Raw genomic sequence first — 26,809 nt, forward strand, 5'->3', positions numbered from 1 at the left:
GTGGCGTGGAGGCGGGTCGCGACCTCCTCCATGCGCCCGGCGATCTCGGCCCCGCGCCCGACGACGATCTCGCCCGCGCGCTCGGCCGAGCCGACGAGATCGTCGCGCAGGGCCTCGGTCCGGGCCGAGAAGCTCTCGACCACCGCGCCGGCGGCGAGCGCCAGGGCGGCCTGCGCCTCGCGCCCGCGGTTCTCGATGGATTCGGCGACGCCGCTGCCGGCCGCCTCGATCGCCCCGCGCAGGGCCGTGCCGCGGGTCTCCAGATCCTGCGTGAAGGCGGCCCCGGTCTCGGCGAAGCGAGCGGTGATCGCGCCGCCCGTGGAGGCGAAACGGTCGGCGAGCTCCCCGCCGGTCGCCGCGAAGCGCTCGGTCAACTCGCTGCCTGTGGCGGCGAAGCGATCCGTCAGCTCGCCGCCGCGGGCCAGGAAGGCGCTTTCCAATGCGCCGGCGGAGCGCTCGAAGCTCTCGCGCACCGCGCTGCCCTGGCGGTCGAGCGCCTCGGCGACTCCGGCGCCGGTCTCGGCCAGCGTGCGGGCGACGAGGGTCGCATTCTCGGACAGCCGCTCGCTCACGCCGCTGCCCGCGGCCTCGAAGGCCTGCGTGACCGCGTTCGCGCGGGTCTCGAAGGTGCGGGTCAGGCTCTCGCCGACCTCGCCGAGGCTGCCGCGCACGCCGTCGCTCGTGGCGACCAAGCGCTCGATCAGGTCGTCACCCCGGCCCGTCATGGCGCCGACGACGCGCTCGCCCGCCTCGCCGAGCGAGGCGGTGATCGCGTGGCCGCGCGCGTCGAGCGCCTCGGTAACGCGCTCGCCGGCACCCGTCATCGCCGCGACGATGCGCTCGGAGGCGCCCTCGAGTTCCTGGCTGAGGCTCTGATGCGAGCCCGTGATGGCACCACGCACCCGCTCCGCGTTGGCGACGATCGCCTCGCGCTGGGCGACCAGCTCGTCCACGAGCGCGCGAATACGGATCTCGTTGTCGGAATATGCGCGCTCCAGCGTGGCGATCTCGCCGCGCACCAGGGTTTCCAGTTCGCCCGCACGGGCGAGCGCGCGCTCGACGCCGTCGCCGACCGCGGCGACCTCGCGGCGGACCGTCTGCGACATGGTCAGCACGGCGTCGGTGGAGAAGCTCTCGGGTTCGGCCAAGCGGACCGCCACCTCGCCGACCGCGCGGGCGACGAGGCGCATCTCCTGGGCGCGCACCGCCAGCATCGCGGCGATGAGGAAGAGGAAGACCGGCCCGGCGAGCGCCGCGGCTCCCACCGTGGCCTGGAGGGGCGTGAGGTTGGCCAGGAAGCCCTTCAGCTCGCCGCCCGACTGGATCCAGGCGATCAGCAGGAGGCCGTTCAGCCAGAGCGCAGCGCCGACCGCCGCGAACAGGTAGGGCTTGCGCGAGGGCCGGACCCGCAGGGTCTGCTGCAGGATGCCGATGTTGCGCCGGTCGTCGTTGGCGACCAGCGAGCGGTCGGGCGGCAACAGGCCGCCCTCGCGGCGGGCGCGCTCGCGGCCGGGCGGCGGCAGGTCGGAGGGGAGGGGCTGGTCGAGGTCGAGGCGCGGCGGCATCTGCCGGCCGGCCGGGTCCATCAGCGGCTCGGCGTCACCGATGTCCGGCAGGCGCGGCTCGGCCCGCTGGTCAATCCCGGGGGGCGTCAGGGCGTCGAGGTTCAGCGCCTGCTCGATCGCAGAGAGCGCCGCCTCGGCCGGATCCTTCAGCTTCTTGTCCGTCGCCATGCAACGCGCCCCGTTACGCCTCGCGCCTGCGGCCAGCGGAAATCCGGCCTCCGGGCGCGATTACCCGTTTACCAATGAAGTCTAGACGGCGCGGCAGGGCCCGGATACCCGAGCCTCCCGGCCGCCCCCCGAAAACCTTAACGGAATGGTTACCACGCCGCATCGGCGCCCTGTCCGCCCCGCTAACCGCATGATGCCTCAAGGCATCGCCCGGCGCGACCGAGCGGCCACCGCGACTGTGGATAGCGGGCGCCGGCCGGAGACGAGGAGATCGCGATGACCGGCCCGAGACCCGAGCCCCGCATCGACCGGGCGCATCTCGCGGAGCAGACGGGCGGGGACGCGGACCTCGCCGCCGAGATCCTCGGCCTCTTCGCCGGCCAGTGCGACCGGCTGCTGCCGATGATCGCCGACACAGCGGCCGACCGGAGCGCGCGCGCCGACGCCGCCCACACGCTCAAGGGTTCGGCGGCCGGCGTCGGGGCGGGGGAGGTCCACGCGCTCTGCGAGGCGGCCGAAGCCGCTTTGCGCGCCGGCTCGGAGCCCGGGGCGGCGGCATTGCGGGAGGCGGTGGCCCGCGCCCTCGCCGAGATCGCGGACGCGGCGTGAGGGCGCAGGCATTCGTGAGGCGGCGCGGCATCCGGCACACTATCTGCCTGGCTGCACCCCGCGCGCGCTTGCATTCCGCGGTCCCTGCCGCCAAGCAGGCGCGCCGCCGTGCGACGGACCCTGGCGACAGACATCGGCGAAACGCCTGACGACCCCCGGAGCCTGAGATGCCCAAGATCACCTACATCGACGCCGCCGGTACGGCCCGGACCGTCGAGGGCAGCGTCGGTGCGACCGTGATGGAGACGGCGCTGCGCAACAACGTGCCGGGCATCGATGCCGAGTGTGGCGGCGCCTGCGCCTGCGCCACCTGCCACGTCTACGTCGCGGACGACTGGGCCGAGCGGGTCGGCCCCGCCGAGGACATGGAGCAGGACATGCTCGACTTCGCCTCCGACGTGCGGGCGACCTCGCGCCTCTCCTGCCAGATCAAGATCGCGCCGGAGTTCGACGGGCTCACTGTGCACACGCCGGCCCGCCAGGGCTGAGAGCCTCTCACGGAACTCCCTCTGTACCGTCGCGTGCAGAGGGAGGGCTCCCTGTATCGGGAGTTTCGTGAGGTGCTCTCAGGCGGCAGGCCTATCGCAGCAGCGACCGTGTCGCGCGGTCGATCCCGTCGGGCGTCAGCGGGAACATCCGGCCGCCGAGCAAGCGCTGCATCATGCCGATCGATTGCGTGTAGGCCCAGTGGCCTTCCGCCACCGGATTAAGCCACGCCGCCTTCGGGAAGTGGTCGAGAAGGCGCTGCATCCAGGCCGCGCCCGGCTCCTCGTTCCAGTGCTCGACCGAGCCGCCCGCCATCGCGATCTCGTAGGGGCTCATCGAGGCGTCGCCGACGAAGACGAGGCGGTAGTCCGGGCCGTAGGTACGGATCACGTCGAGGAGCGGCGTGCGGTCGTCGTGGCGCCGCGCGTTCTCGGTCCAGACCGCCTCGTAGGGGCAGTTGTGGAAGTAGTAGTGCGCGAGGTGCTTGAACTCGGAGCGCGCCGCCGAGAACAGCGTCTCGGCGAGCTCGATGTGCCAGTCCATCGAGCCGCCGACATCGAGGAAGAGCAGCACCTTCACGGCGTTGCGCCGCTCCGGACGCAGCTTCACGTCGAGATAGCCCTGGCGGGCGCTCGCGCGGATCGTGCCGTCGAGGTCGAGTTCCTCGGCGGCACCCGTGCGGGCGAAGCGGCGCAGGCGGCGTAGCGCGACGCGGACGTTGCGGGCCCCGAGTTCCACGGTGTCGTCGAGATCGCGGAAGTCGCGCCTGTCCCAGACCTTGACCGCGCGGAAGTTGCGGTTGCCGTCCTGGCCGATGCGCACCCCTTCCGGGTTGTAGCCGTAGGCGCCGAAGGGCGAGGTACCGCCCGTGCCGATCCATTTCGAGCCGCCCTGGTGACGCCCCTTCTGCTCGGCGAGGCGCTCTTTCAGGGTCTCGAACAGCTTGTCCCAGCCGAGCGCCCGGATCTCGGCCTTCTCGGCCTCGGTGAGGTGTTTCTCGACGAGCTTGCGCAGCCATTCCTCGGGGATGGCGCTCGGCGCGACCGTCTCGCCGACGCTCTCGAGGCCCCGGAACACCTGTCCGAAGACCCGGTCGAAGCGGTCGAGATGGCCCTCGTCCTTCACGAGCGCCGTACGGGCCAGGAAGTAGAACTCCTCCACCCGCTTCGCGGCGAGGTCGCGGTCGAGGGCATCGAGGAGGGTCAGGTACTCGCGCAGGGTGACGGGCACCTTCGCGTCGCGGAGCGCGGTGAAGAACTGCAGCAGCATGGGCCGATAACGCGCGGGCCGGGCGTCCGGGTCAAGCGCCGCCCACGCGGCGTCGGCCCGCGTCGGGGCCCGACTCCCGACCTCGTTTCCTGTGCATAGGCGCGATGACCTGTTGATAGCCCTCTATCGGCGCCGCAGCAGGTCACGAAAGCTGATGCGGGCATCACCACATTCGGTCGCGCGCTTTCTCGCGAGATACGGCTCCTGCGGAGGATCGGCGATGTCTGTTGTCCTGCGCGACATGCGCGACTTCAAGCGGTTCCTGGGGCGGTCGGGCGCGGTGATCGAGATCGTGCGCAACACCTTCATCGAGCGCCAGCCGGCGGCGACCCGGGAGGCCTACCGGGACAAGGGCATGCTGGCCCCACGCCATCTCCACTCAATGACCCGCAAGGCCGCGATCTTCCGGCTGGAGGGATATCCGGGCACGGTCTGGCTCTATTGGGATAAGGGCGCCCGCGGCTGGCGCTTCGAGGGCGACACGGTGACGGTTCCGCTGGACACCGGCCTCGGGCCGCCGGACGCGGTGACCTACCGCTGCCGCTTCGCGGACGGGGTCGAACCGGAGGAGCGGGCCGGGAAGACGGAGCGGCGCCGCGTGCCGACGGACCTGTTCGAGGCGGCCCCGGCCTGAGGCGCGCGACACGCTCCCTTCCCCTCTGCGGGGGAGGGGAAGCGGCCGCCGCTCACGCCGTCCGGCTGACCGGCTTCTCCTTCCCGTCCTTCGCCTCGCGCGCACCTTCCCGCGGCTCGGCGTGCTTGCCCACGGTCCGGCGGGCCCGGAAGACCGGCCGCGTGTCCGTCTCCTTCCGGCGCAGCATGGCGCGGTACTCGTCCCGCCGCTCGTGGATCGACGCGATGACGAGCCCCATCGGCACGCCGACATCGACCAGCACCGCTTCCGAGAGCTGGAGCGATGCCTCGATCGTCTCGGGCACCGCGTCGTCCACGCCCAGGTCGTAGAGGGCGGTAGCGTGGCGGGCGTCGCGGGCGCGGGCGACGATGGTCAGGTCCGGCCGCTCGGAGCGGGCGGCGGCCACCACCGCCTCGACGGCGCGCGGGTTGTCGAGGGTGACGACGAGGGCGCGGGCCGTGGCGATGTCGCAGCGGCGCAGCAGCTCCGGGTTCGCCGAGTCGCCGAAATAGACCGGGTTGCCGAGACGGCGCTGCTCGGCGACGCGGGCGGCGTCCGCGTCGAGGGCGAGGTAGGGGATCTTGTGCCGGGCCAGCATCTCGCCGACCTGGCGTCCGACGCGCCCGTAGCCCGCCACGATCACCCGGTTCTGCTGGCGGTCCGGCGGCGGCTCGGCCCGCGCCCGGCCGAGCTGGTGCTTCGCGGCCCGCTGCCCGATCCGACGGCCGAGGGCGGCCAGCCCCGGAATCATGATCATGGTGACGGTGGTGACGATGAGCGCCGCCGCCCCGACCTCCTCGGGCACGAGCCCCGTGGCCACCGCGCCGCCGATCAGCACGAAGGCGAACTCGCCGCCGGGGCCGAGCAGGAGCGCCGTCTCCAGCGCGACCGGCCGCGCGATCTTGAGCGCGGGCGCGGCCATCAGCACCACCACCGCCTTGATCAGGAGGAGGGCGAGCGACAGGCCGAGGATCGCGCCCGGCGCCGCGACGAGCTGGGCCGGGTCGAGGTTCATGCCGACCGAGACGAAGAATACGCCGAGCAGCAGCCCCTTGAACGGGTCGATCGTCGCCTCGATCGCCCGACGGTACTCGGTCTCGGCCAGAAGAAGCCCCGCCACGAAGGCGCCGAGCGTCATCGAGAGGCCGCTCGCCGCAGCCGTCAGCGCGGTCGCCACGATGACGAGCAGGCAGGCCGCCATGAACAGCTCGGTCGATTTGGTGCGGGCGACCAGCTGGAAGAGCGGGCGGAGCGCCAAGCGCCCCGCCACCACGATCAGCACGATCGCCACCGCCGCCTGGGCCAGCGCCAGGGCCAGGGCGCCGCCCATGTTGGCTCCGTCGCTGCGTCCGAGCACCGCGATGGCGAAGAGCGCGGGGGCGACCGCGAGGTCTTGGAACAGCAGCACCGCGAAGCTTGCCCGGCCGGTCGGCGTGTTGAGCCGCTTCTGCTCGGCCAGCACCGGCAGGACGACCGCCGTGGAGGAGAGCGCGAGCCCGATGCCGACGATCGCGGCGCCCGCGAGCGGCACCTTCAGGCCGAACAGGATCGCGCCGATCACCAGCGCGGAGCAGATCACCTGCAGCGAGCCGAGGCCGAAGACCAGCCGGCGCAGCGTGCGCAGGCGCTCCCAGGACAGCTCGATCCCGATCATGAACATCAGGAAGATCACGCCGAACTCGGCCAGATGCGCGATCTCGGTCCGGTTGCCGATGGTGAAGAGCGAGACCCAGCCGTACTGCTCGGACAGCCGGCCGAGGCCGAAGGGCCCGAGCAGGGCGCCCGCGCCGATGAAGCCCAGCACTGGGCTGATCCGCAGGCGATGGAACAGCGGCACCACGATCCCCGCCGTGACGAGGAATAGGATCGCCTCCTTGTAGGAGCCGGTATGGACCTCTGGCATGGCGCTCCGGTTCCGGCCCCGCGTCCGGTCGTCGTTCGGCCGGGATCATGGGCGGACCCTCGGGCAACCGCAATCCGGCCCGGTCCCGGCGGGGCGCCCTCGAGCGCATCCCACGGATGGGGCGTGGGGACAACCCAGGCAGGCCGCTTGCCTGCCCCACGCCCGGGTGAGGCATATGGGTCACCGCACGGCTCTTTCGGTGGATCCCCCGGCCGCGGCGCAAAATCGGCACATTATGCGCATACCGCGGCCGGTTAACGAACGGTAAAGCTCCAGCCCTCGACGCCTCGTCCGAGCCCCGGGAACCCCATGTCGAAGACACCTCCGAGCCGGGACGTCCAGCGCGAGCGGCGCGCCTGGTCACTCGAGTCCCAGCGGTGGAAGCACGAGCGCGACGTCGAGAAGGGCTACCGGATCAAGTGGGGCTACGTCGCGATCGCCTACCTCGTCGAGTTCATGGTGATCGGCGCCTCGCTCGCGGGCGCGTGGCTGTTCGCGGGCGTCTACAGCGACGGGGACTGGCACGCCTTCTACTTCATGCTGCTGGCGCCGCTGGTCTACGCGGCGGTCGAGCTCTGCCGCGTGCCGCTCGGCATCCTGGCCCGCACGCAGCGCTCCTGGTTCGTGCGGGGGCTGGCCATCGTCGGCATCATCTTCGCGGCGGGCGTGACCACGAAGTCGGTCTCGCAGCTCGGCGAGATGATGTTCCATCCCCGCCTGATGGAGGCCGCCCGCACCAAGACCGCACTGAAGGACGCGCAGGCCGACCGCGACAGCCTCGACAACCGGATCGGCGCGGCAGACGCGCGGGTGCAGCAGTACACGACGGAGCTCGACCAGATCGAGCGGCGCTCGACCGAGAACGCCGCGCAGCTCGCGAGCCTGCCGGCCCAGCGCTGCGAGAAGGTGTTCGGCACCAACAGCCGCGGCGTGCGCTACCAGAACCTGAAATGCGTCACCGACCCGCGCACCCAGACGCTCGCGGCGAGCGTGGCCAAGGCCGGCACCGACCGCGCCGCGCTGACCAAGGAGCTGGAGGAGGCCCGCAAGGCGCGCGCCGCCCTCGACCGCGGCCAGGCCGACCGGCGCGTGGCCGACGCCGAGCAGGCCTACCGCACCGCGGTCAACCGCTCGCAGCTGCACTCCTTCACCGCGATGGTCTACGGCGTCGATCCGATCGACGTGACGGACGCGCAGGTCCACGCCTTCCTGCGCATCTTCGTGTTCGTGCCCGCGCTCTGCGCCGCCTTCGCCTCGACGATCCTCGCCCTGTCGGCGGTCTCGGTGCGCAAGACCTTCATGGACGAGGACGACCTCGGCGCGACGATCGACCCGGCCGCGAGCCCCTACCTGATCGAGCAGCTCACCGAGGGCCTGCGCCAGGAGATCGGGCTGGTGCAGGCCCGGCCGCAGCGTGAGGCGCCCTCCGGAGCCGTGATCCCGCTCGACCGGCGCCAGCCCACCCAATCGGGGGCGCAAGGCCCCGCTCAGACTCCCGTCACCGCCAGCGCCGGAGCCGGTGCATGACCATCCACGCCGCGGGCACCCCCGAGAACATCGTGCTCGCCCAGCACGTCAACGGCCGCTTGCGGGCGGAGGCCCGCATCGTGGCGGCGCGCGCCTTCCTGTTCCGGGCGGCGGGCGCGGGGATCTTCGCGGCGCTCGCCGGCATCGGCGTCGGCGCGGGCGCCTACGGCTGGGCCTATCTCAGCCAGTACGAGTCGGCCGCCGAGCGCATCGCCCAGGCCATGCAGGCCGCCCTCGCGGACGTGACGATCAAGACCAAGGGCGAGGTCACGCTGACCGACAACGTGCTGAAGCTCGACCAGCCCGTGGCGGCCCCGCCCCAGACGCGGCCGGACATCGCCCAGGTGGTGGCCGCCCAGGCCAAGGGCGAGGACGGCAACGCGGCCGTGCGCACCACCTTCACGGTATTCAAGGCGGTGCCCTATCTCGACGGCAACATCGTCACCGGCTGGCAGTTCAAGGGCGACGAGAAGGTGCCGGAGTCGCAGTACTGCTACTTCTCCCATCCGCAGAAGTTCGGCAGCGACGTGCTGACCCAGGTCAACATCGCCATCAACGGGCAGGTGGCGCCGCAGACGAGTTCGCAGCTCAACCTGCAGCAGCTCTCGAAGAGCTGCATCTGGTTCGATCCGAAGAAGGTCTGACGCGGGCCGGGCGCGGCGGCATCGACGCGACGCGCGGCCGCGCATCCCGGGCAGGACCGGCTCTCCGATCCCGGGGTCTCGCGGACGTCCGGCCGTACGGCGACCCTGAAGGGCCGAATGCTGCATGTTGAGGATTTGTTAACCATAAACCGCAGAGGATCGTCTCTATTGACCGCTCAACGCGGCTTTGGGGGTGGGGATGATCATTGTTGTGGCCCTCGTCGGCATGCCGGTCGCGCTGATGGCGGTGACGCTCGCGGCCGACGCGATGCTGAAAGCCCATCCGAGCAAGGACGACCTCTGGCGACTTCCCAAGGTGTCGTCCCTGCGCGCGTGACCCCTCACCCCCGAGACGGTACAGCGCTTGCTCCCGGCCCACGCGCCGCCTAACTCGAAGGCGGACGACCAGAGCAGCAGGGACAGCCGGATGCGCTTCACCGGAACCGAGACCTACGTCGCGACGCCGGACCTGACCGCGGCGGTCAACGCCGCCATCGTGCTGGAGCGCCCGCTCCTGGTGAAGGGCGAGCCCGGCACCGGCAAGACGGTTCTCGCCGAGGAGATCGCCCGGGGCCTCGGCGCGCGGCTGCTGACCTGGAACGTCAAGTCGACGACCAGGGCGCAGCAGGGGCTCTACGAGTACGACGCGGTCTCGCGCCTGCGCGACTCGCAGCTCGGCGACCCGCGGGTCTCCGACATCGCGAACTACATCCGCCGCGGCAAGCTCTGGGAGGCCTTCGCGGCCGACGAGCGCCCGGTCCTGCTGATCGACGAGATCGACAAGGCCGACATCGAGTTCCCGAACGACCTGCTGACCGAACTCGACCGGATGGAGTTCCACGTCTACGAGACCGGCGAGACGGTCCGGGCCCGCCGGCGGCCGGTCGTGATCATCACCTCGAACAACGAGAAGGAGCTGCCGGACGCCTTCCTGCGACGCTGTTTCTTCCACTACATCCAGTTCCCGGACGCCGAGACGCTCCGGCGCATCGTCGAGGTGCATTATCCCGGCATCAAGCACCGGCTGGTCGAGGAGGCCCTGCGCGTCTTCCTGGAGACGCGCGAGGTGCCGGGGCTCAAGAAGAAGCCCTCGACCTCGGAACTGCTCGACTGGCTGAAGCTCCTAGTCTCCGAGGACGTCTCGCCCGAGACCCTGCGCGAGCGCGACGGCCGCAAGCTGATCCCGCCCCTGCACGGGGCGCTCCTGAAGAACGAGCAGGACGTGAGCCTGTTCGAGAAGCTCGCCTTCATGATGCGGCGCGACGGGCGCGGCGGCTGAACCCTCGCATTCGCGAGACCTCGGCCCAGATAGGGGGCCGGACGCGGGGGCGACCGGAGCCAGACCATGAAGACGAAGAAGCTCGGCCTCACCGGCCTCGACGTGTCGCCGCTCTGCCTCGGCTGCATGACCTACGGCGTGCCGGAGCGCGGGCCTCATCCCTGGACCATGCCGGAGGCCGAGAGCCGGCCGCTGCTGCGCCGCGCGCTCGACCTCGGGATCAACTTCCTCGACACGGCGAACTACTACTCGGACGGCACCTCCGAGGAGATCGTCGGGCGCGCGCTGAAGGACTTCGCCCGCCGCGACGACATCGTGCTCGCCACGAAGGTCTTCTACCCGCTCACCGACGCGCCGAACGCGGGCGGCCTCTCGCGCAAGGCGATCTTCCAGGCGATCGACGCCTCGCTGAAGCGGCTCGGCACCGACTACGTCGATCTCTACCAGATCCACCGCTGGGATTACGGCACGCCGATCGAGGTGACGCTGGAGGCGCTGCACGACGTCGTGAAGGCCGGCAAGGCGCGCGCCATCGGCGCCTCCTCGATGTACGCCTGGCAGTTCGCCAAGGCGCAGTACACCGCCGACCGCCACGGCTGGACGCGCTTCGCGACCATGCAGAACCACCTCAACCTGCTCCACCGCGAGGAGGAGCGCGAGATGATCCCGTTCTGCGTCGATCAGGGCGTGGCGCTGCTCCCCTGGAGCCCGCTCGCCCGCGGCCGGCTCACCCGCGACTGGGACGCGGCCTCCGCCCGGCAGGAGACCGACGAGGTCGGCAAGAACCTCTACGACGCCACCGCGGAGGCCGACCGAAAGGTGGTCGAGGCGGTGGCGCGCGTCGCCGAGGCCCGCGGCGTGCCCCGCGCGCAGGTTGCGCTGGCCTGGGTGCTGGCGCAGCCGAACGTCGCCGCCCCGATCGTCGGCGCCTCCAAGCCGCAGCATCTCGACGACGCGGTCGCGGCCCTCGACCTCCGGCTCACGCCCGAGGAGATCGCGACGCTCGAAGGTCCTTACGTCCCGCACGCCATCGTAGGTTTTCGCTGATGCGCCGCCTGATCCTCCTGCGCCACGCCAAGTCCGATCGGCCGCCGGGCGTGGCCGACCGCGACCGGCCGCTCAACCCGCGCGGCCGGCAGGCCGCCCCGCGGATGGGCGCCTACATCGCGGAAGCGGGGCTGCGCCCGGACCATGTGCTGGTCTCGCCCGCCCGGCGCACCCTGGAGACCTGGGACGCCGTGCGGGGGCCCCTCGACGGCAATCCGGGCGAGACCGTTCCGGCGCTCTACGAAGCCGGCGCGGCGCAGATCCTCGAGGTCGTGCGCGGCGCGCCCGACAACGCCGGCACGCTCCTCGTCGTCGGCCACAATCCGGGCCTGCAGGATTTCGCCACGGAGGCCGTCGGCAGCGGATCGAAGGCCGACCGGCGCCGCCTCGCCACGCAATTCCCCACGGCGGCCCTCGCGGTGATCGATTTCGAGGTCGGCGGGTGGGACGAGGTCGCCTCCGGGACGGGGCGGCTCGAACGCTTCGTCAAGCCGAAGGATCTCGGCGACGACGACGAGGACTGACACCGCCTCCGTTCGATCGCCGCGAAGGCGATCGGATCCCCCCTCTCCCCGCCGTGCCGGGAGAGGGGGATCCTCGGTACGCGAAAGAGATCGACCCGGTGCACCGTGGGCCGGATCATGGGCCGGATCATGGGTCGGATCATGGGTCGGCCCGCAAGCGGTTGCCCGCGGGTCCTATCCCTCCACCGGGGCCACCCGCCTTGCCTCGCCCTCCACCCGAGGCACGGGGCTCCCCGGCACGAAAGCGTCGAAGGCGGCCCAGAAATCCTCCCGGATCGGGTCGCGCTCGTGCAGGATCTCGTGGCGCGCGTCCGGCAGGACCAGGATCGTGCCGGCCTTGAGCCGGGCGGCGAAGCGCTCGGTCGCCGGCGTGCCGCAGACCGGGTCGGCACCCGCTCCGAGGATCAGGGTCGGCGTCGCGATGCGCGCCGGCAGCCGCGGGTCGCGCAGGCGCGCCATGGCCCGGAAGGCGCCCGCGAGCCACGCCACCGTCGGATCGCCCACCGCTCCCGCACCGACCGCCCGCGCCGCGGCGGCGTTTCGGGCGTAGCGGGCGGGATCGCGCGAGAGCCGGTTGCCCGGATAGGGCATCGTGGCGATCGAGGCGCCGGGATCGTGCGGGACGTAGCGACGGCCGCGCAGCCGATGTCCCAGGCCGAGCAGTGCTCCGACGCCCGGCACGTGCGACAGCCGGGGCACGAAGGCGCGACCGAGGCGCAACGCCTGGAGCGAGCGCGCCACCGCCGAGGCCGCCGCCGGCCACGCGACCATGCGGATCGAGAGCATCGGCGCCACGGTGACGATGCGGCCGAAGGGCAGCCAGCCCTCCGCCGCGCCCGTGAGGGCGACGCAGCCGCCCATCGAGTGGGCGAGGCAGTGGTAGGGCTCGGGCATGAGCGGCACGAGCACGCTCTCCTCGATCGCCTTGAGGTCGAGACGGTAATCGTCGAAGCGCGCCACGTGACCTTTACGCGGATCGTCGACCTGCCGGCCGGATTCGCCCTGGCCGCGCCAATCGAAGGCGACCACGCCGAAGCCCCGCGCGATCAGCTCGCGGATCACCTCGTAGTATTTCTCGATGAACTCGGCCCGCCCCTGCAGCAGGCAGACCGTCCCCCTGCCGCGCCGGGCCGGCGCCCGCCAGTAGGCCGCCCGCAGGGTCAGGCCGTCCCGCGTGCGCACGCCGATCAGCGTGCCGCCCGGCGGGACCGGGTTGTCGGGCGTCGAATCGAGGGTCAGCATCGGCGGATCCGGCTCTTGGGAGAGGATGCGAAAAAATTGCCGCGCGGTGGCATCGAGCGGTCTTGCGGGCCTTGAAGGCAGATCGGGCCGCTCCGATATCCTTGTCGTGCCGGCCAGGCGGCGGCACGACAACGGTCCGGCCCTCGGGCGGACCCTCTTGAATGCAGAGAAGCATGTTGCTCCACGGAGGATATGTTATGCGTCAGTTCGATCTTGCTCCCCTCTACCGCTCCACCGTCGGCTTCGACCGGCTGTTCTCGGCCCTCGACCAGTTCGTCAGCGCCGACAGCGTCCCGAGCTACCCGCCCTACAACATCGAGCGCACCGGCGAGAACGCGTACCGGATCACGGTCGCGGTCGCCGGCTTCACCGAGGCCGATCTGTCGATCGAGGTCAAGGAGAACGCGCTGACCCTGAAGGGCGAGCGCAAGGGCGACACCGCCCGCCGGGTGGAAGTGCTGCACCAGGGCATCGCCGCCCGCGGCTTCGAGCGCCGGTTCCAGCTCGCCGACTACGTCCAGGTGACGGGCGCGGCGCTGGAGAACGGCCTCCTCCACATCGATCTCGTCCGCGAGATCCCCGAGGCGAAGAAGCCGCGCCAGATCCAGATCGCCACCGGCCAGAAGACCGCGGCGATCGAGGGCGAGGTGCAGCAGGCGGCCTGAGCCGCCGGCACCGCGTGAGGGAGCGCCCCGGCCACCGGCCGGGGCGTTCTCGTGCGCGCTCAGTAATCGCCGAACCAGTCGCCGACGCCGGGCTCGAAGCAGGTGTAGCCCACGAAGCAGCGCGGCGCGTCGCGCGTCGGCACGAAGCCGGCGCGGGTCACCTCGGTCGGCGCGCAGAAATTGCGGTCGCGGACGTAGCGGTCGTAGGTCGGCCCGCCCGTGCCCAACACGATGCCGCCCGCCCGCAACACGGTCGCGCGGGCCTGCGCGCAGGTCATCGTCGTGCTGTCGGGCCGACCCTGCGCGCTCGCGGCGGTCGCCGCGCAGGTCAGCAGAAGGGCGGTGTAGGCGTGGCGCATGGGTGATCCCGCTCCCGGTCGGGCAGGAGGGGAACGCCGCCACGGGCGCAGGTTTCCGGTGCGCCGGCCTTCAGAAATCCCCCAGCGCGAGTTGGCCCTGGTTGCCCCGGCGCGGGGCGGGGGCCTTGCGCTCCTTCGGGGCAGCGGCCTTGCGGGGCTTCGCCTCGGCGCCCGCGGCCGAGCGCGGCGTATGCGACTTCGCCATCCGCTCCTTCGCCTTGTCGCGGGCGACCGCCTCGGGCGCCTGCGGATCGTCGCTGAGCCACTTGCCGCGCTTGATCACCTCGTTGACCCGGCCCTGGTTGACGCCGACCTTGAAGGCGATCTCCTGCTGGGTCATGCCCGTGGTCGCGTGCAGGTCGAGGATGGTGCGGGCGAGCTCCGGCGTCATCTTCTGACCCGTGAGCCGGCGGGCGGGCTTCACCGTGCGGGTGGCGCGGTCGCGCTCGCGCAGCCGTTCGAGGAGGGCGAGCGCCATGTTCATGCCGTGCTCGCGCAGGGCCTCCTCGAATTCCTTGAGCGTCGCCATCGACGAGTTCTCGCGTCACCGGGACGGGTGCGGGGCACCCGGAACATTCCTCGAACGTGCCGGATCCGGCCCCGGTTGCGCAACCCGCGCGCGGGCGCTCCGCCCCGGGCGTATCGCGGATCGCTGCGTCATCCACCGCTAAATCGGCTCGCTGGCGCCGGAACGGATGCTCGGCTACATCCCGGATCCGTTCACGCGGTGTCACAGCGGCAGGAATCGTCCGGGACATGATCAGCCCCATCCTCACCGTCTCGCAGTCGGACGCGCCGCACTCGCTGGCGTCGGCCCTGGAGGACGGCGCGGTCCTGCTCTTTCCCGATCTCGCCTTCCCGTTCAGCGATTTCGAGCGCCGCTTCGTCGAACGCCCCTTCGCGGACGGCAAGGCCAAGAACGTCAACATCCGCGGCGAGAACGCGGAGCTGCGCGGGGCGGCGGGCACCCCGGAGGAGCAGGAGGCCCTGCGCCAACTCCTCCTGCGCTACCGCGGCTTCGCGCAGGGGATCGTAGATCGCTATCTGCCCGATTACATCGGCCGGGTGAGCCTCGCCGGCACCTCCTACCGGCCCTTCGACGTGGACAAGCGCAAGCTGAGCTGGCGCCGCGACGACACGCGGCTGCACGTCGATGCCTTCCCGTCGAACCCGATCGGCGAGAAGCGGATCCTGCGCGTCTTCCGCAACATCAACCCGAGCGGCCAGCCGCGGCGTTGGCGCGTCGGCGAGGATTTCGGCTCGATGGCGGAGAAGTTCCTGCCGAAGCTGCCGGGCTACTCGCCGCTCTCGGCGCGGTTGCTGGCGGCCTTGCGCATTACCAAGGCGCGTCGCTCCGAGTACGACCACCTGATGCTGCACCTGCACGACGCGCTCAAGCAGGACGAAGCCTATCAAGCCCACGGCCCCCAGGCCGACGTGAACTTCCTGCCCGGCCAAACCTGGGTCACCTTCTCGGACCTCGTGATGCACGGGGCGATGGGCGGCCAGTACATGCTGGAACAGACCGCCTACCTGCCGGTCGCCGCCCAGGCCGACCCGGCCAAGAGCCCGCAGCGCATCCTGGCGGCCAAGCTCGGCCGCCCGCTGCTCTAGGAGACACCCGCTATGATCCTCGAGATCGCCCAGATCGACGTGAAGGCCGGAAGCGAGGCCGAGTTCGAGGCCGGCATCAAACAGGCCGCCGAGATCTTCCGCGCCGCGAAGGGCTGCGTCAGCTTCGCGGTGCGCCGCTCGGTCGAGAAGCCGCAGCGCTACCGCCTTCTGATCGAGTGGGAGACGCTGGAGGCGCACACGAAGGACTTCACCGGCTCGCAGGCCTGGAAGGATTACCGGGCCCTCGTCTCGCCCTGCTTCGAGGCTCCGCCGAGCGTCGAGCACACCGAGCTCGTGCTCCGGGCCTTCTGAGGATCGAGGATGCTGAACCGCCCCCTGCGCATCGGCACCCGCGGCAGCCCGATGGCGCTCGCCCAGACCGGCATGGTGCGCGACCGGATCGTCGCGGCCAATCCCGGGTTGGAGACCGAGATCGTCGTGATCACGACGGTCGCCGACAAGGTGCTCGACCGGCCGCTCTCCGAGATCGGCGGCAAGGGTCTGTTCACCAAGGAGCTGGAGCAGGCGCTCTTCGCCGACGCGGTGGACGTCGCCGTCCACTCGATGAAGGACGTCGAGACCTGGCTGCCGGACGGGCTCGTGATCGCCTGCATCCTGGAGCGCGACGATCCGCGCGACGCCTTCCTGTCGCCGCACGCGGACGGGTTCGCGGGGCTCAAGCCCGGCGCGCGCGTCGGCACATCCTCGCTGCGGCGGGGCGCGCAGGTGCTGATGCGCCGGCCGGACCTGCAGATCGTGCCGCTGCGCGGCAACGCCAACACCCGCATGCGCAAGCTCGAAGCCGGCGAGTGCGACGCGACGCTGCTGGCCATCGCCGGCCTGCAGCGGCTCGGCCTGGAAAGTATGGCGCGCTCCGTGCTGGAGACCGACGACATGCTGCCGGCGGTGGCGCAAGGAGCGCTCGGCATCGAGTGCCGCGCGGACGACGAGGCGGTGCGGGCGCTGCTGGCGCCGGTCGCCTGCGCGCGCACCACGGTCGCGGTCGGCTGCGAGCGGGCGCTGCTGGCCGAGCTCGACGGCTCCTGCCGCACCCCGATCGCGGCGCTGGCGCGGATCGACGGGGATCGGCTGCAGCTCGACGGGCTGCTCTTCCTGCCGGACGGCAGCCGGCACTGGGCGGTGGCGCGCAGCGGCTCGGTCGCGGACGCGGACGCGATCGGCAGGGAAGCGGGCGCCGCGCTGAAGGCAGCGGCGGGCGAGACCTATACGCAGCACCTGCAATAGGCGGAGACCGACCCAGTCACGTCCCAAAGAAGGTGAGGCGCGATGTCCCTCCCCCCTCTGCGGGGGAGGGTGGCTCCTGCGTCAGCAGGGGCGGGATAGGGGAGCAACGGTGCCGGCCCGTGCTCGGTATCGACGCTGGGCCTCTTCCGGAAACTGTCGTCCCCTCACCCGACCCGCTTCGCAGGCCACCCTCTCCCGCGGGGGAGAGGGATGGGCGGACGGGAGGCGATTGATCGAGCAGTCGCACGGCCACCGCTCTTGATCGCCACACCCGCCTACTTCGACGTGGCGAACAGGCGCGAGACGAACCAGAGCGGCACCACCACCACGGCGCCGGCCAGGATCCAGCCGCCGAAATCGTGGAAGGTCGCGAGGCCGAGGTCGATCAGCGCGCGGGCCGAATCGTAGGCGTGCCAGAACAGCTGCCCTGGCGTCAGCCCGAGCATCGCCATCAAGGCGCCGACGAGGACCGACAGGAAGAGAAGCCGTAGGAACACCGCGGTCGGCGAGCCGCCGATGAAGCGGCGCAGGGCGTTGTCACGGCTGCGCGGGGGCTCGCCCGGATAGGCCTGGTACGATCCGCCCGCGCGGTGCCTGTCGTGCTCGACCATCATCTGCCTGCGACCTCAGGATTCAAGTCCGGTGCCATTCGGGATCCCTCGACTGAAGAGACCCCGAACCCGGCGGAAGCGTGACGCGAGCGTCACACCCCCGGCGAAACTCCCCTCCAACTCGGGCGTTGGGCGGTTTCACGGCTCGGCCGAGATGGCAACGCAAGCCCGGGCCGCCAAGATATCTGCAAGCAGCGCGCACGACAGACGCGGGCCGCACGCCCCAACCTGTGCGGCCGAACACACGGAACGACCGAGACGATGATCGACCACGCCCTGTTCGACCCGGCGACGATCGATCCGGAAACTCTGCGGCTCAACGCCGAGATCGTGGCCGCCCACGCGGCGCAGGCGGACCCGTGGACGCTGCCGATCGCCGAGGTGCGCGCGCGCCGCCGGGCCGGAACGCAGGCCTCGCCCGCGATGCCGCGCAGCGCCCGGGCCGAGACCATGCTGATCGACGGGCCCGGCGGCGCGCTGCCGCTGCGGGTGATCCGTCCGCGGCCGGGCGTGAAGCTGCGCGGCGCCTACCTGCACATCCACCGCGGCGGCTGGATCTGGGGTGGGGCGGACGAGCAGGACCCCTGGCTGGAGCGTATCGCCGACACCTGCGGCTTCGTCTGCCTCTCGGTCGAGTACCGGCTGGCGCCGGAGCACCCGTATCCGGCCGCGCTGCTCGATTGCGAGGCCGCCGCGCTCTGGCTCGCCGGGCCGGGCCGGGCGGAGTTCGGCATCTCCGCGCTCACCATCGGCGGCGAATCGGTCGGCGCGCACCTCGCCGTGATGGTGCTGCTGCGCCTGCGCGACCGCCACAAACTGCCCCGCGCCTTCCGGGGGGCCAATCTCAACGCGGGCTTCTACGACCTCGGACTGACGCCCTCCGTGCGCAACTGGGGTTCGGAGCGCCTCGTGGTGAACACCGAGGACCTCACCCGCTTCGCCGACGACTACGTGCGTGAGGGCATCGATCGGCGCCGCCCGGACGTCTCGCCGATCTACGCCGAGCTGAAGGGCCTGCCGCCCGCGCTCTTCACCATCGGTACGGCCGACCCGCTGCTGGACGACACGCTCTACATGGCCTCGCGCTGGGCGGCGGCCGGCAACGGCGGCCACACGGCCGTCTACGCGGGCGGCTGCCACATCTTCGTGCGCTATCCGGGCGCGATGAGCGAGCGCGCGCTGGAGCTGATCGACCGCTTCCTGATGGCGCTCGCCTGAGCGCGGATCGTCTTCCCCCGGCCTTCCGGGACTGGTTCGCGGGCCGCGGCTGGAGCCCGCGCCCGCACCAGCTCGAACTCCTGCGGATCGCGGGCGAGGGTCGCTCGGCGCTGCTCGTCGCGCCGACCGGGGCCGGCAAGACGCTGGCCGGATTCCTGCCGAGCCTCGTCGCCCTGAGCGGCACGAAGGCCGCGCAGCGCCGCGGCCTGCACACCCTCTACGTCTCGCCCCTCAAGGCGCTGGCGGTCGACATCGCCCGCAACCTGGAGGCGCCGGTCGCCGAGATGGGGCTGCCGGTCCGCATCGAGACCCGCACCGGCGACACGCCGGCCCACAAGCGCACCCGCCAGATCGCGAGGCCGCCGGACATCCTGCTGACCACACCGGAGCAGCTGGCGTTGCTGATCGCGCACCGCGAGGCGGCGGACCTGCTGGCGAACCTGCGCTGCGTCATCCTCGACGAGCTGCACGCGCTGGTCACCTCGAAGCGGGGCGACCTGCTCTCCCTGGCGCTCGCGCGGCTGCACCGGCTGAGCCCGGGGCTCACCGCGATCGGGCTGTCGGCCACCGTGCGGGAGCCGGACGAGCTGCGGCGGTATCTGGTGCCGCAAAGACCGAGCCTGACGCTCCCGGAGGCTTTCCCGTCCTCCCCTGCGGGGGAGGGTGGCAGGAGAGCCGAGGCCATGGCCGACCTCGTCGTGGTGAAGGGCGGCGCCCGGCCCGACCTGCGCCTGCTCGAATCCAACCGTCCCCTGCCGCTCGCCGGGCACACCGCCCACCAGTCGATGCCGGCGATCTATGAGCTCATCCGCCAGCACCGCACGGTGCTGGTCTTCGTCAACACCCGCCTGCAAGCCGAGTACACCTTCCAGGAACTCTGGCGACTCAACGACGACGTGCTGCCGATCGCGCTCCACCACGGCTCCCTCGACGCGCAGCAGCGCCGCCGGGTCGAGGCCGCGATGGCGGCGGGGCAGCTGCGCGCTATCGTCTGCACCGCGACGCTCGATCTCGGCATCGACTGGGGCGATGTCGATCTCGTGGTCAACATCGGCGCGCCGAAGGGCGCGAGCCGGATCATGCAACGGATCGGGCGGGCCAACCACCGCATGGACGAGCCCTCGAAGGCCTACCTCGTCCCCGCCAACCGCTTCGAGATCCTCGAGTGCCGCGCCGCGCTCGACGCCGTCGAGGCGGCCGCGCAGGATACGCCCGACGCGCGGGTCGGCGCCCTGGACGTGCTGGCCCAGCACGTGCTCGGCATGGCCTGCGCCGACGCGTTCGATCCGGTGCACCTGTACGAAGAGATCGTCTCGGCGGCGCCCTACGCGGGCCTCGCCTGGGAGGATTTCGAGGCGGTCGTCGACTACGTGGCGACCGGCGGCTACGCGCTGCGCGCCTACGAGCGCTTCGCCAAGATCCTGCGCGGGCCGGACGGGCTCTGGCGGGTGCGCGATGCCCGCACCGCCCAGCAGTACCGCATGAACGTCGGCACCATCGTGGAATCCGCGAAGGTGAAGGTGCGCCTCGTCCGCTCGGTGCGCGCCAAGCCCGGGACCATCCTGCCGAAGACCGGCCGGGTGCTCGGCGAGGTCGAGGAGGATTTCGCCGAAACGCTCTCCGCGGGCGACACCTTCCTGTTCTCCGGCGAGGTGCTGCGCTTCGAGGGTCTGATGGAGGACGAGGCCATGGTCACGCGGGCGGGACCCGGCACCGACCCGGCGATCCCCTCCTATGCCGGCTCCAAGTTCCCGCTCTCGACCTTCCTGGCCGCCCGGGTGCGGGCGCTGATCGCCGACCCGTTCGAATGGGACCGCCTGCCGAGGCAGGTCGCCGACTACCTCGTGCAGCAGCGCAGCCGTTCGGTGCTGCCGGGGCCGCGCGACCTCCTCGTCGAGACGTATCCGCGGGCGAAGCGCCACTACATCACCGCCTTCCCGTTCGAGGGACGGCTCGCCCACCAGACCCTCGGCATGCTGCTGACCCGCCGTCTGGAGCGGGCGGGCCTTCGCCCGCTGGGCTTTGCTGCCAACGATTACGGCCTCGCGATCTGGACGACGCGGGACATCTCGGAGCGCATCGCCCACGAACGGAATTTTCTGGCCGAGCTGTTCGCACAGGACATGCTGGGCGACGACCTCGAGGCGTGGCTCGCCGAATCCGCGATGATGAAGCGGACCTTCCGGCAATGCGCGGTGATCGCCGGGCTGATCGAGCGGCGGCATCCCGGCCAGAAGAAGACCGGGCGGCAGGTCACGATCTCGACGGATCTGGTCTACGACGTGCTGCGCAAGCACCAGCCCGACCACCTGCTCCTGCGCGCGGCGCGCCAGGATGCGGCAACCGGACTCCTCGACGTGAGGCGCCTCGGCATGATGCTAGAGCGCATCCAGGGGCGAATCATCCACCGGGCGCTCGACCGCGTCTCGCCGCTCTCCGTCTCCGTGATGCTGGAGATCGGGCGCGAGAAGGTCTACGGCGAGGGCGCGGACGAGATCCTGGCCGAGGCCGAGGCGCAGCTTCTCGAAGAGGCGCTGGGCTAGAGGCCGATGGCGCGCCCCGCTCCCCCGGATGAGGATGCGATCTTGGCGCTCGGCCAGAGACTTGAGAAGACGAGTAAGCCCACCGGCCTCACGCTCGCCGGCGAGGCGGCGGTGCTGGACCTGTCCGGCGCGCTCTGGCTGCCCGCGCACCGCACGCTTGTGGTCTCGGACCTGCACCTGGAGAAGGGCTCGGCGTTTGCCGCTCGCTCGGGCCAGTTCCTGCCGCCCTACGACACCCGCGAGACCCTGGCGAACCTGCACGAGGCTGTGCTGCGCCACGAGCCGGAGCGCGTGGTGGCGCTCGGGGATTCCTTCCACGACGCGCGCGGGCCGGAGCGCATGGAGCCCGGCGACCGGGCGATGGTGGCGGCCCTGCAGGCGGGGCGCGACTGGGTCTGGATCGCGGGCAACCACGATGCGGCGGTGCAGGAGGGCGTCGGCGGGCGCTACGCCGAGACGCTGACCCTCGGCGCTCTGACCCTGCGGCACGAGCCCGTCCCGGGGCCCGCGCCCGGCGAGGTGGCCGGCCACCTCCATCCCTGCGGCAAGGTGGCGATGCGGGGCCGTGCCGTGCGCCGCCGCTGCTTCGTCTCGGACGGTGCCCGCCTCGTCATGCCCGCCTTCGGCGCCTTCACGGGCGGGCTGAACGTGCGCGACAAGGCCTTCGAGCCGCTCTTCGCGACCGGCTTCACGGCACATCTCCTCGGCGACGGCCGGGTCTTCGCCATCGGCCGACAGATGCTGGCGCGGGACTGAGATCCAGGGGACCCCGAAGGATCTGCGGGCCCTTAGGCGGGGTTCGGGGCAGCGCTCCGAACCCTCAGGCCGCGGCCGGCCGGGCCGCGAGATCGAGCTCGGTGAAGTCGCAGTTGTCGAGCCAGATCCCCGTCAGATGGAAGAAGAACGTCCCGTGCCCGACCACCGCGATGGTGCGCTCGGGGCGCTGCCGCAGCCACGCCCGAAAATCCGCGACGCGCGCGTCGAACAGGTGGCGCGGCTCGACCGGATAATCGCCGACCTGCGAGCCGGCTTCCGCGTGCCACCACACCTCCGGCAGGTGCCCGACATCGAGGTGCGGGAACTCCGCCGCGATCTCGGAGGCCGCGCGGCCGACGTCGCAGCTGCTCTCCTGGCACTCCCGGTGCAGCACCTCCACCAGCACGCGCGGCGTGCTCGGATGCTCGCCGAACACGATCGCGCTGGTCTGGATCGCCCGGGTCAGGGGCGAAGTCACCACGAGGTCGAAGGGCACGTCGCGCAGGCGCTGGCGGGCGGCCTCGGCCTGGGCGTGGCCACGCTCGGTCAGGCGGGCATCGCGGTGGCCGGGATCCCGGCCGGTGGCCCGGTGGGCGGCGTTGAAGGTCGATTCGCCGTGGCGGAGGCAGACGATGCGGGTGGGGCTGCTCATCGGGTCTCGGGATCGCGGGGGAGGGCACCCCGGCGCGGCGGCCGGGGCGGGAAGCGTCAGGCGAAGCGGCCGCCGCGCTGGATCACCTCGATCTTGTAGCCGTCCGGGTCGGTGGCGAAGAAGAAGGTCGCGAGCGCCCGGTCGCCGTGCTTCAGCGTCTTCAGGTCGGTGGCGGGCAGGCCGGCCTCCTTGAAGCGGGCGTGCTCGGCCGCGACGTCATCGACCGTCACCGCGAGGTGGCCGTAGCCGTCACCGAGATTGTAGGCCTCGCTCCGGTCCTTGTTCACCGTGAGCTCCAGCTCGAACGGGGCTTCCGAATTGCTGAGATAAATCAGCGTGAAGTCCGGAAAATCGAGCCGCTCGGCCACGTCCAGCCCGAAGGCCGTGCGATAGTAGTCCACGGAGCGCGCCTCGTCCCGGACGCGGACCATGGCATGGACGAGCTTCGACATCGGATCCTTCCTGCGCGGGGGCGGTGATACGCCTCATGTGGCGCAGGAGACCGGAAGCGGAAGGGCCGGGGTCGTCGCAGGCGCGATCATCCCTCCGCCGCAGAGGGGGAGGGGACGCTCGTCTCACGCCACGCTCCGCTCGATCTGCTCCTCGTCGCAGATCACGCCCGCGCTGCCCTCGAACTCGGCGGTGATGTCGGTGGCGGCCTGTGCGGGAGCCGGAGCGGCGCGATCCTTGGCGAAGGTCTGCAGGAACAGGCGCATGACGTGGCGCACGCCCGCGTCGTTGATGGTGCGCTGGTCGTCGTTGTAGTAGCGGCCAGCATTCACGTTGCTGGTGACGATGTCGTAGGCCGGGAAGTACACCGCCCGCGGGTCGCCGGTGCAGGCCTCGCCGGCGGCCACCCGCAGCACCGACTTGGAGTAGCTGTTCGACTCCATCACGTGCCGGTCCATGTAGGTGGCGATCATCGGCACGGGCGAGACCGTGAAGATCACGCGCGCCGCCGGGTTCACGCTCCAGAGCCTGTCGAGGAAGCCGCGCAGGTCCCCCAGCACCTCGGCCGCGCCCGCGTTGACGCATTCGTAGAGGTCGGGGTCGAAGGTGCCGCCCGCCACGCCCGGCGCCAGCGGCAGCGCCGCTCCGTCGGCGCGCCAGCGCCAGCCCTCGGTGAGGCCCAGCGTCAGCACGAAGACGTCCAGCGTCTCGAAGAGGCGGCGCACCTCGGCGAGATGCGCGTCGCGGGCGGCGATCACCTCGGCCTCGCTGGCGAAGCCGTCGGGCTCGACGGTCGGGCGGAACGGATCGACGTAGCGTCCGTCCTCGCGCAGCCACGCCGTCAGCTCGGGCTCGAAGCGGCCGTAGGCCCGGTCGAAGAGCTGCACGAACTGGCGCGTGTAATAGAGGTTGCCGTAGCGGGCCGAGAAGGTGCCGAACTGGCGGGCATTGGCCTCGTTGCCGCTCATGCCGGGCGCGGGCGCCTCGGTGAGATAGTAGTTGAACCCGGCCTCCCGAAGGGCCTCGGCGACGCGCTGGGCGAAGCAGGAGCCCCCGGTCGCCACCTTGTCGGTCCGGGCGATCGCGAAGGTCTCCCTCGGATGCGGGTTGACCGCGAAGGGCGGCACGTTGGTGACGACCTTGCGCCAGAATCGCTCGGCCGGTAGACCCGTATACGGATTTGAAGCCAACTTCCCGATCCTTCGCCCGATGCGGTAAGAGCGTCTCGCATAGACCGCGAAATCCGCTCCCGCGAGACCCCCGGCACAGCCTTGGCCATCAGCGATCTGCCCCGGCGCGCCCGCAGCGCGTTCTCCTTGTCGGCGCCATCCTGGGCAAGACCGTGGCGTGCCAAGGCTGCGGACGACGGCCGCAAGGGTCCGAGCATCGCGGTTCTGGGCAATTGCCAGGGTCGCGGCGTCGCGCAGGCGATGCGGCTGCTCGCGCCCGGGAGCCCGGTCCGCTACCTCTCGATGGGCACGCTGCGGCGCGACCACGGCACGCTGGACGGGCTGGCGGCCACGCTCGCGGGCTTCGACCACGTCTACTCCCAGGCCTTCCCGGGCGGCCTGCTGCCGGGGGGCGACAGCGGCACGCTGTTCGCGCGCGAACGGCGCCTGAAGATGTTCCCGACGATCGTGTTCTCGGCCTTCCACCCGGACATGGTCTATGCGGGCCGCACCCAGAACCTCGCCGACCAGAAGCTCGCCGCCTCGCCGCTTGGGCAGTACCACTCGGCGATCGCGCTCTGCGCGCATCGCCTCGGCCTCACCGTGGCCCAGACCGCGGGCCTGTTCCGCGAGGACGTGTTCCAGCGGCTCGGCTACTTCGACCACTGGGACCCGGCAGTGCGCGAGCTGGTCGGCAACTCGGCGGCGGTCGGATTCGGCCTGGAGCGCGAGGTCGGCCGCTGGAGCCGGCGCGGCGCCTTCATGCACGTGATCAACCACCCGAAGGCCTTCGTCATCGGCGACATCGCCCGGCGGCTGCTGGCCGAGAGCGGTTTCACCCCGGAGCCCGTCGCCGTGGAGGACTATCTCGGCGACGAGCTGGTCCACGACGTGGTCTGGCCGGTCTACCCGCCCGTGGCGGAGCAGTTCGGCATCGCCGGCTCCTACCTGTTCAAGCGCAAGCCCCGCGGGGCGGCCTTCCCGGTCCTCTACGATCTCGAAGGGTTCATCGCGGCGAGCTTCGCGCTCTACGACGCCGCCGCACCGGGCGACCTCTCCTGCCCGCGCGTCGAGACCTGGGCGACCTCGCCCTGGATCGCCGAGATCTTCCTGGCGGCGAAGGGTTAGAGCGCTCTCCGCCGAAGTGGACGCCGGTTCGGCGCAAGAGAGCGCGTCAAGGCAAGAGCTCGGAGCCGTTTCCGATCGCAGCGCGATCGGAAACGGCTCCGGGGCTCAGCCCGCCGCCCGAAGGCCGTCGTCCGACACGCCGTCGCGCATCATCCGCACCAGGGCGTTGACCTCGCGGATCTGGAAGGGCTTGCGCAGGTAGAGGCTGCCCGGCACCGCCCGCGGCGGCAGCTTCGCGGCCGTCGAGGTGTAGACCACCGGCCGGTCGGGATGGGCGGCCCGGAAGGCCTCCGCCACGGTCCAGCCGTCGATCAGACCCGGCAGGTTGATGTCGGTGAACAGCCAGTCGATCGTCGCGCCGCGCTCGCGCAGGATCGTCAGCGCGGCCTCGCCGCTGGACGCCTCGATGACCCGCGTGCCCTGCGAGGCGCAGAGCTGCGCGATGATCTCCAAGAGCATGAAGCTGTCCTCGACCACGAGGACGTTGTGTACCGGGCGCATCGTTCGAACCATTCCGTCGATCCGACCGAATTCGCGTCCGTCTTGGTTGAGGAAGGGTTAAACCCCTCGACGAGGACTGTTCTCCAGCCCCTGTACTGTAGCGTCGGCGCAACGCTCGACCCGTGTCGAGACGAGAGAGCGCCGCGCCGCCGCCGCGATGCCGCATTCGGGGCCTGTAAGCGCGGCCGTGATGCGCCGCCGAAGGGCCGGCGACGCGCTCCGTGCCGGACGGGGTGCGCGGGCACACGGCGGAGCGCCGCGAAGCCTGATCGAAAGCTCCTGTCAAGGTTGACGGAACCTCTGCTTAACCGGGCCGGCCTATGAGGGTCGGGAGACACACGCCGCGGATGCGCCTTGGAGTCCGGCTGCCGGCCTCGGGTGCCCGCCTCAAGGAGTTGAGACCAGCCATGACCGTTTCCCCGCGCCTGCGCGCCGTCTCCCTCGGCCTCGCGCTCTGCGCGGCGCTGGGCCTCGGCGCCTGCTCGAAGGACTCGAACCTCGCCGACGCCTCGGGCTTCGGCGCCGGTGCCGGCGGGGCGGGCGGCGCGGGCGTGCCCGGCAGCGCCCAGGACTTCGTGGTGAACATCGGCGACCGCGTCTTCTTCGAGTCGGACTCGACCGACCTGACGCCGACCGCGACCGCCACCCTCGACAAGCAGGCCGCATGGCTGCAGCGCTACCCGCGCTACAGCTTCCTCATCGAGGGCCACGCCGACGAGCGCGGCACGCGCGAGTACAACTTCTCGCTCGGCGCCCGCCGCGCCCAGTCGGTGACCGACTACCTCGCCTCCCGCGGCATCGCGGCCGGCCGGATGCGCACCGTGTCCTACGGCAAGGAGCGCCCGGTCGCGGTCTGCAACGACATCTCGTGCTGGTCGCAGAACCGCCGCGCCGTCACCGTGCTCGACCGCGGCGCCGGTTCGTAGGCCAGGCATGCAAGCTTTGCCGCGCCGCCGCATTTTTGCCGCGGCGCCACGCATCTGCTACCGGCAGGCCGCGCC

The 26,809-nt window shown here is 71.4% G+C and carries 28 protein-coding genes and 1 pseudogene; 18 read left to right on the forward strand and 11 right to left on the reverse strand.

Annotated elements, in window-relative coordinates:
• A pseudogene (locus tag AX737_RS05865) lies at positions 1-1,733 on the reverse strand (hypothetical protein); the annotation flags it as partial.
• Positions 1,734-2,009: 276 nt separating this feature from the next.
• Here AX737_RS05865 and AX737_RS05870 point away from each other — a divergent pair.
• Together AX737_RS05870 and AX737_RS05875 are read left to right on the forward strand one after the other, a co-directional pair.
• Positions 2,010-2,342 carry an Hpt domain-containing protein gene (locus AX737_RS05870; protein WP_066919776.1) on the forward strand — a complete coding sequence of 111 codons (333 nt, stop codon included), beginning with the start codon at positions 2,010-2,012 and terminating at the stop codon, positions 2,340-2,342.
• Between the two features lie 167 nt (positions 2,343-2,509).
• Positions 2,510-2,830, forward strand: a complete 321-nt coding sequence (locus AX737_RS05875) for a 2Fe-2S iron-sulfur cluster-binding protein (RefSeq protein ID WP_066919778.1) — start codon at positions 2,510-2,512, stop codon at positions 2,828-2,830.
• Positions 2,831-2,921: 91 nt separating this feature from the next.
• Here the strand turns inward: AX737_RS05875 and AX737_RS05880 are convergent, their stop codons facing one another.
• Complete coding sequence (locus AX737_RS05880) at positions 2,922-4,097, reverse strand: VWA domain-containing protein (protein WP_066919779.1); 1,176 nt, start codon at positions 4,095-4,097, stop codon at positions 2,922-2,924.
• Between the two features lie 220 nt (positions 4,098-4,317).
• On the opposite strand from AX737_RS05880, the gene AX737_RS05885 reads away from it, so the two are divergent.
• Positions 4,318-4,731: a hypothetical protein gene (locus tag AX737_RS05885; protein WP_066919781.1), complete on the forward strand. Its 414-nt coding sequence runs from the start codon at positions 4,318-4,320 to the stop codon at positions 4,729-4,731.
• A 52-nt stretch (positions 4,732-4,783) separates the two neighbouring features.
• Here the strand turns inward: AX737_RS05885 and AX737_RS05890 are convergent, their stop codons facing one another.
• Positions 4,784-6,634: a cation:proton antiporter gene (locus tag AX737_RS05890; protein ID WP_066919783.1), complete on the reverse strand. Its 1,851-nt coding sequence runs from the start codon at positions 6,632-6,634 to the stop codon at positions 4,784-4,786.
• 309 nt (positions 6,635-6,943) lie between these two features.
• Here AX737_RS05890 and AX737_RS05895 point away from each other — a divergent pair, with 309 nt between their 5' ends.
• From AX737_RS05895 to AX737_RS05915, 6 genes are all read left to right on the forward strand, one after another.
• Entirely contained in the window at positions 6,944-8,161 is a 1,218-nt protein-coding gene (locus AX737_RS05895) for an ATPase (RefSeq protein ID WP_066919785.1), read from the forward strand.
• The gene (locus AX737_RS05900) at positions 8,158-8,805 is read left to right on the forward strand and encodes a hypothetical protein (RefSeq protein WP_066919787.1); all 648 of its coding nucleotides are present in this window, start codon (positions 8,158-8,160) and stop codon (positions 8,803-8,805) included. The genes AX737_RS05895 and AX737_RS05900 overlap by 4 nt, the downstream gene beginning before the upstream one ends.
• A gap of 199 nt (positions 8,806-9,004) precedes the next feature.
• A complete protein-coding gene (locus AX737_RS33000; RefSeq protein ID WP_156453554.1) occupies positions 9,005-9,142 on the forward strand; it encodes a hypothetical protein in 138 nt (45 codons plus the stop codon).
• 90 nt (positions 9,143-9,232) lie between these two features.
• Positions 9,233-10,084, forward strand: a complete 852-nt coding sequence (locus AX737_RS05905; RefSeq protein ID WP_066919789.1) for a MoxR family ATPase — start codon at positions 9,233-9,235, stop codon at positions 10,082-10,084.
• 66 nt (positions 10,085-10,150) lie between these two features.
• The gene (locus tag AX737_RS05910; protein ID WP_066919791.1) at positions 10,151-11,131 is read left to right on the forward strand and encodes an aldo/keto reductase; all 981 of its coding nucleotides are present in this window, start codon (positions 10,151-10,153) and stop codon (positions 11,129-11,131) included.
• Positions 11,131-11,655: a histidine phosphatase family protein gene (locus AX737_RS05915; RefSeq protein WP_066919793.1), complete on the forward strand. Its 525-nt coding sequence runs from the start codon at positions 11,131-11,133 to the stop codon at positions 11,653-11,655. Before AX737_RS05910 ends, AX737_RS05915 begins: the two co-directional genes overlap by 1 nt.
• A 174-nt stretch (positions 11,656-11,829) precedes the next feature.
• On the opposite strand, the gene AX737_RS05920 is transcribed toward AX737_RS05915, so the two are convergent.
• Positions 11,830-12,897, reverse strand: a complete 1,068-nt coding sequence (locus AX737_RS05920) for an alpha/beta hydrolase (RefSeq protein WP_066919795.1) — start codon at positions 12,895-12,897, stop codon at positions 11,830-11,832.
• A gap of 197 nt (positions 12,898-13,094) precedes the next feature.
• Between AX737_RS05920 and AX737_RS05925 the strand changes: the two genes are divergently transcribed.
• A complete protein-coding gene (locus AX737_RS05925; protein WP_066919797.1) occupies positions 13,095-13,562 on the forward strand; it encodes an Hsp20 family protein in 468 nt (155 codons plus the stop codon).
• 59 nt (positions 13,563-13,621) lie between these two features.
• On the opposite strand, the gene AX737_RS05930 is transcribed toward AX737_RS05925, so the two are convergent.
• Both AX737_RS05930 and AX737_RS05935 read right to left on the reverse strand, forming a co-directional pair.
• Positions 13,622-13,921, reverse strand: a complete 300-nt coding sequence (locus tag AX737_RS05930) for a hypothetical protein (protein WP_066919798.1) — start codon at positions 13,919-13,921, stop codon at positions 13,622-13,624.
• Positions 13,922-13,991: 70 nt separating this feature from the next.
• Positions 13,992-14,450, reverse strand: coding sequence for an RNA polymerase subunit sigma-70 (locus AX737_RS05935; RefSeq protein WP_066919799.1), 459 nt, complete (start codon positions 14,448-14,450; stop codon positions 13,992-13,994).
• A 227-nt stretch (positions 14,451-14,677) separates the two neighbouring features.
• Between AX737_RS05935 and AX737_RS05940 the strand changes: the two genes are divergently transcribed.
• The 3 genes from AX737_RS05940 to hemC are packed head-to-tail and all read left to right on the forward strand — an operon-like array spanning position 14,678 to position 16,780.
• Positions 14,678-15,535, forward strand: a complete 858-nt coding sequence (locus tag AX737_RS05940; RefSeq protein WP_066919800.1) for a Kdo hydroxylase family protein — start codon at positions 14,678-14,680, stop codon at positions 15,533-15,535.
• Positions 15,536-15,547: 12 nt separating this feature from the next.
• A complete protein-coding gene (locus AX737_RS05945) occupies positions 15,548-15,847 on the forward strand; it encodes an antibiotic biosynthesis monooxygenase family protein (protein ID WP_066919801.1) in 300 nt (99 codons plus the stop codon).
• Between the two features lie 9 nt (positions 15,848-15,856).
• Positions 15,857-16,780 carry a hydroxymethylbilane synthase gene (gene hemC, locus AX737_RS05950; RefSeq protein ID WP_066919803.1) on the forward strand — a complete coding sequence of 308 codons (924 nt, stop codon included), beginning with the start codon at positions 15,857-15,859 and terminating at the stop codon, positions 16,778-16,780.
• A 275-nt stretch (positions 16,781-17,055) separates the two neighbouring features.
• Here the strand turns inward: hemC and AX737_RS05955 are convergent, their stop codons facing one another.
• Positions 17,056-17,394: a DUF6460 domain-containing protein gene (locus AX737_RS05955; RefSeq protein WP_066919805.1), complete on the reverse strand. Its 339-nt coding sequence runs from the start codon at positions 17,392-17,394 to the stop codon at positions 17,056-17,058.
• Between the two features lie 258 nt (positions 17,395-17,652).
• Here AX737_RS05955 and AX737_RS05960 point away from each other — a divergent pair, with 258 nt between their 5' ends.
• Genes AX737_RS05960 through pdeM form a run of 3 tightly spaced genes read left to right on the forward strand, consistent with a single transcriptional unit; the run spans position 17,653 to position 21,908 of the window.
• On the forward strand, positions 17,653-18,609 hold the full coding sequence (locus tag AX737_RS05960) for an alpha/beta hydrolase (RefSeq protein WP_066919807.1): 957 nt from the start codon (positions 17,653-17,655) through the stop codon (positions 18,607-18,609).
• Positions 18,606-21,152 (forward strand): ligase-associated DNA damage response DEXH box helicase, encoded by a 2,547-nt coding sequence (locus AX737_RS05965; RefSeq protein ID WP_066919809.1) that lies wholly within the window; start codon positions 18,606-18,608, stop codon positions 21,150-21,152. Before AX737_RS05960 ends, AX737_RS05965 begins: the two co-directional genes overlap by 4 nt.
• Before the next feature lie 42 nt (positions 21,153-21,194).
• A complete protein-coding gene (gene pdeM, locus AX737_RS05970; RefSeq protein WP_066919821.1) occupies positions 21,195-21,908 on the forward strand; it encodes a ligase-associated DNA damage response endonuclease PdeM in 714 nt (237 codons plus the stop codon).
• A gap of 64 nt (positions 21,909-21,972) precedes the next feature.
• On the opposite strand, the gene AX737_RS05975 is transcribed toward pdeM, so the two are convergent.
• The 3 genes from AX737_RS05975 to AX737_RS05985 form a co-directional block, all read right to left on the reverse strand.
• Complete coding sequence (locus AX737_RS05975; RefSeq protein WP_066919811.1) at positions 21,973-22,560, reverse strand: histidine phosphatase family protein; 588 nt, start codon at positions 22,558-22,560, stop codon at positions 21,973-21,975.
• Positions 22,561-22,616: 56 nt separating this feature from the next.
• The gene (locus tag AX737_RS05980; RefSeq protein ID WP_066919813.1) at positions 22,617-23,012 is read right to left on the reverse strand and encodes a VOC family protein; all 396 of its coding nucleotides are present in this window, start codon (positions 23,010-23,012) and stop codon (positions 22,617-22,619) included.
• 123 nt (positions 23,013-23,135) lie between these two features.
• The gene (locus AX737_RS05985; protein ID WP_066919815.1) at positions 23,136-24,200 is read right to left on the reverse strand and encodes a GSCFA domain-containing protein; all 1,065 of its coding nucleotides are present in this window, start codon (positions 24,198-24,200) and stop codon (positions 23,136-23,138) included.
• Between the two features lie 81 nt (positions 24,201-24,281).
• Here AX737_RS05985 and AX737_RS05990 point away from each other — a divergent pair, with 81 nt between their 5' ends.
• Entirely contained in the window at positions 24,282-25,307 is a 1,026-nt protein-coding gene (locus tag AX737_RS05990; protein ID WP_082772906.1) for a WcbI family polysaccharide biosynthesis putative acetyltransferase, read from the forward strand.
• A gap of 105 nt (positions 25,308-25,412) precedes the next feature.
• Here the strand turns inward: AX737_RS05990 and AX737_RS05995 are convergent, their stop codons facing one another.
• Positions 25,413-25,808, reverse strand: coding sequence for a response regulator (locus AX737_RS05995; RefSeq protein ID WP_066919817.1), 396 nt, complete (start codon positions 25,806-25,808; stop codon positions 25,413-25,415).
• A 407-nt stretch (positions 25,809-26,215) separates the two neighbouring features.
• Here AX737_RS05995 and pal point away from each other — a divergent pair, with 407 nt between their 5' ends.
• Entirely contained in the window at positions 26,216-26,734 is a 519-nt protein-coding gene (gene pal / locus AX737_RS06000) for a peptidoglycan-associated lipoprotein Pal (protein WP_066919819.1), read from the forward strand.
• The last annotated feature ends 75 nt before the right edge of the window (positions 26,735-26,809 follow it).

The sequence above is a fragment of the Methylobacterium sp. CCH5-D2 genome (genome assembly GCF_001556475.1).
Lineage (GTDB): Bacteria > Pseudomonadota > Alphaproteobacteria > Rhizobiales > Beijerinckiaceae > Methylobacterium > Methylobacterium hispanicum.

Coding starts and splice junctions, on each gene's coding strand:
- AX737_RS05955 (WP_066919805.1), bottom strand. CDS start 17,394: ATGATGGTCGAGCACGACAGGCACCGCGCGGGCGGATCGTACCAGGCC.
- AX737_RS05915 (WP_066919793.1), top strand. CDS start 11,131: ATGCGCCGCCTGATCCTCCTGCGCCACGCCAAGTCCGATCGGCCGCCG.
- pal (WP_066919819.1), top strand. CDS start 26,216: ATGACCGTTTCCCCGCGCCTGCGCGCCGTCTCCCTCGGCCTCGCGCTC.
- AX737_RS05940 (WP_066919800.1), top strand. CDS start 14,678: ATGATCAGCCCCATCCTCACCGTCTCGCAGTCGGACGCGCCGCACTCG.
- AX737_RS05920 (WP_066919795.1), bottom strand. CDS start 12,897: ATGCTGACCCTCGATTCGACGCCCGACAACCCGGTCCCGCCGGGCGGC.
- AX737_RS05975 (WP_066919811.1), bottom strand. CDS start 22,560: ATGAGCAGCCCCACCCGCATCGTCTGCCTCCGCCACGGCGAATCGACC.
- AX737_RS05995 (WP_066919817.1), bottom strand. CDS start 25,808: ATGCGCCCGGTACACAACGTCCTCGTGGTCGAGGACAGCTTCATGCTC.
- AX737_RS05890 (WP_066919783.1), bottom strand. CDS start 6,634: ATGCCAGAGGTCCATACCGGCTCCTACAAGGAGGCGATCCTATTCCTC.
- AX737_RS05930 (WP_066919798.1), bottom strand. CDS start 13,921: ATGCGCCACGCCTACACCGCCCTTCTGCTGACCTGCGCGGCGACCGCC.
- AX737_RS05925 (WP_066919797.1), top strand. CDS start 13,095: ATGCGTCAGTTCGATCTTGCTCCCCTCTACCGCTCCACCGTCGGCTTC.
- AX737_RS05960 (WP_066919807.1), top strand. CDS start 17,653: ATGATCGACCACGCCCTGTTCGACCCGGCGACGATCGATCCGGAAACT.
- AX737_RS05885 (WP_066919781.1), top strand. CDS start 4,318: ATGTCTGTTGTCCTGCGCGACATGCGCGACTTCAAGCGGTTCCTGGGG.
- AX737_RS33000 (WP_156453554.1), top strand. CDS start 9,005: ATGATCATTGTTGTGGCCCTCGTCGGCATGCCGGTCGCGCTGATGGCG.
- hemC (WP_066919803.1), top strand. CDS start 15,857: ATGCTGAACCGCCCCCTGCGCATCGGCACCCGCGGCAGCCCGATGGCG.
- AX737_RS05870 (WP_066919776.1), top strand. CDS start 2,010: ATGACCGGCCCGAGACCCGAGCCCCGCATCGACCGGGCGCATCTCGCG.
- AX737_RS05875 (WP_066919778.1), top strand. CDS start 2,510: ATGCCCAAGATCACCTACATCGACGCCGCCGGTACGGCCCGGACCGTC.
- AX737_RS05910 (WP_066919791.1), top strand. CDS start 10,151: ATGAAGACGAAGAAGCTCGGCCTCACCGGCCTCGACGTGTCGCCGCTC.
- AX737_RS05945 (WP_066919801.1), top strand. CDS start 15,548: ATGATCCTCGAGATCGCCCAGATCGACGTGAAGGCCGGAAGCGAGGCC.
- AX737_RS05980 (WP_066919813.1), bottom strand. CDS start 23,012: ATGTCGAAGCTCGTCCATGCCATGGTCCGCGTCCGGGACGAGGCGCGC.
- AX737_RS05935 (WP_066919799.1), bottom strand. CDS start 14,450: ATGGCGACGCTCAAGGAATTCGAGGAGGCCCTGCGCGAGCACGGCATG.
- AX737_RS05895 (WP_066919785.1), top strand. CDS start 6,944: ATGTCGAAGACACCTCCGAGCCGGGACGTCCAGCGCGAGCGGCGCGCC.
- AX737_RS05905 (WP_066919789.1), top strand. CDS start 9,233: ATGCGCTTCACCGGAACCGAGACCTACGTCGCGACGCCGGACCTGACC.
- AX737_RS05900 (WP_066919787.1), top strand. CDS start 8,158: ATGACCATCCACGCCGCGGGCACCCCCGAGAACATCGTGCTCGCCCAG.
- AX737_RS05880 (WP_066919779.1), bottom strand. CDS start 4,097: ATGCTGCTGCAGTTCTTCACCGCGCTCCGCGACGCGAAGGTGCCCGTC.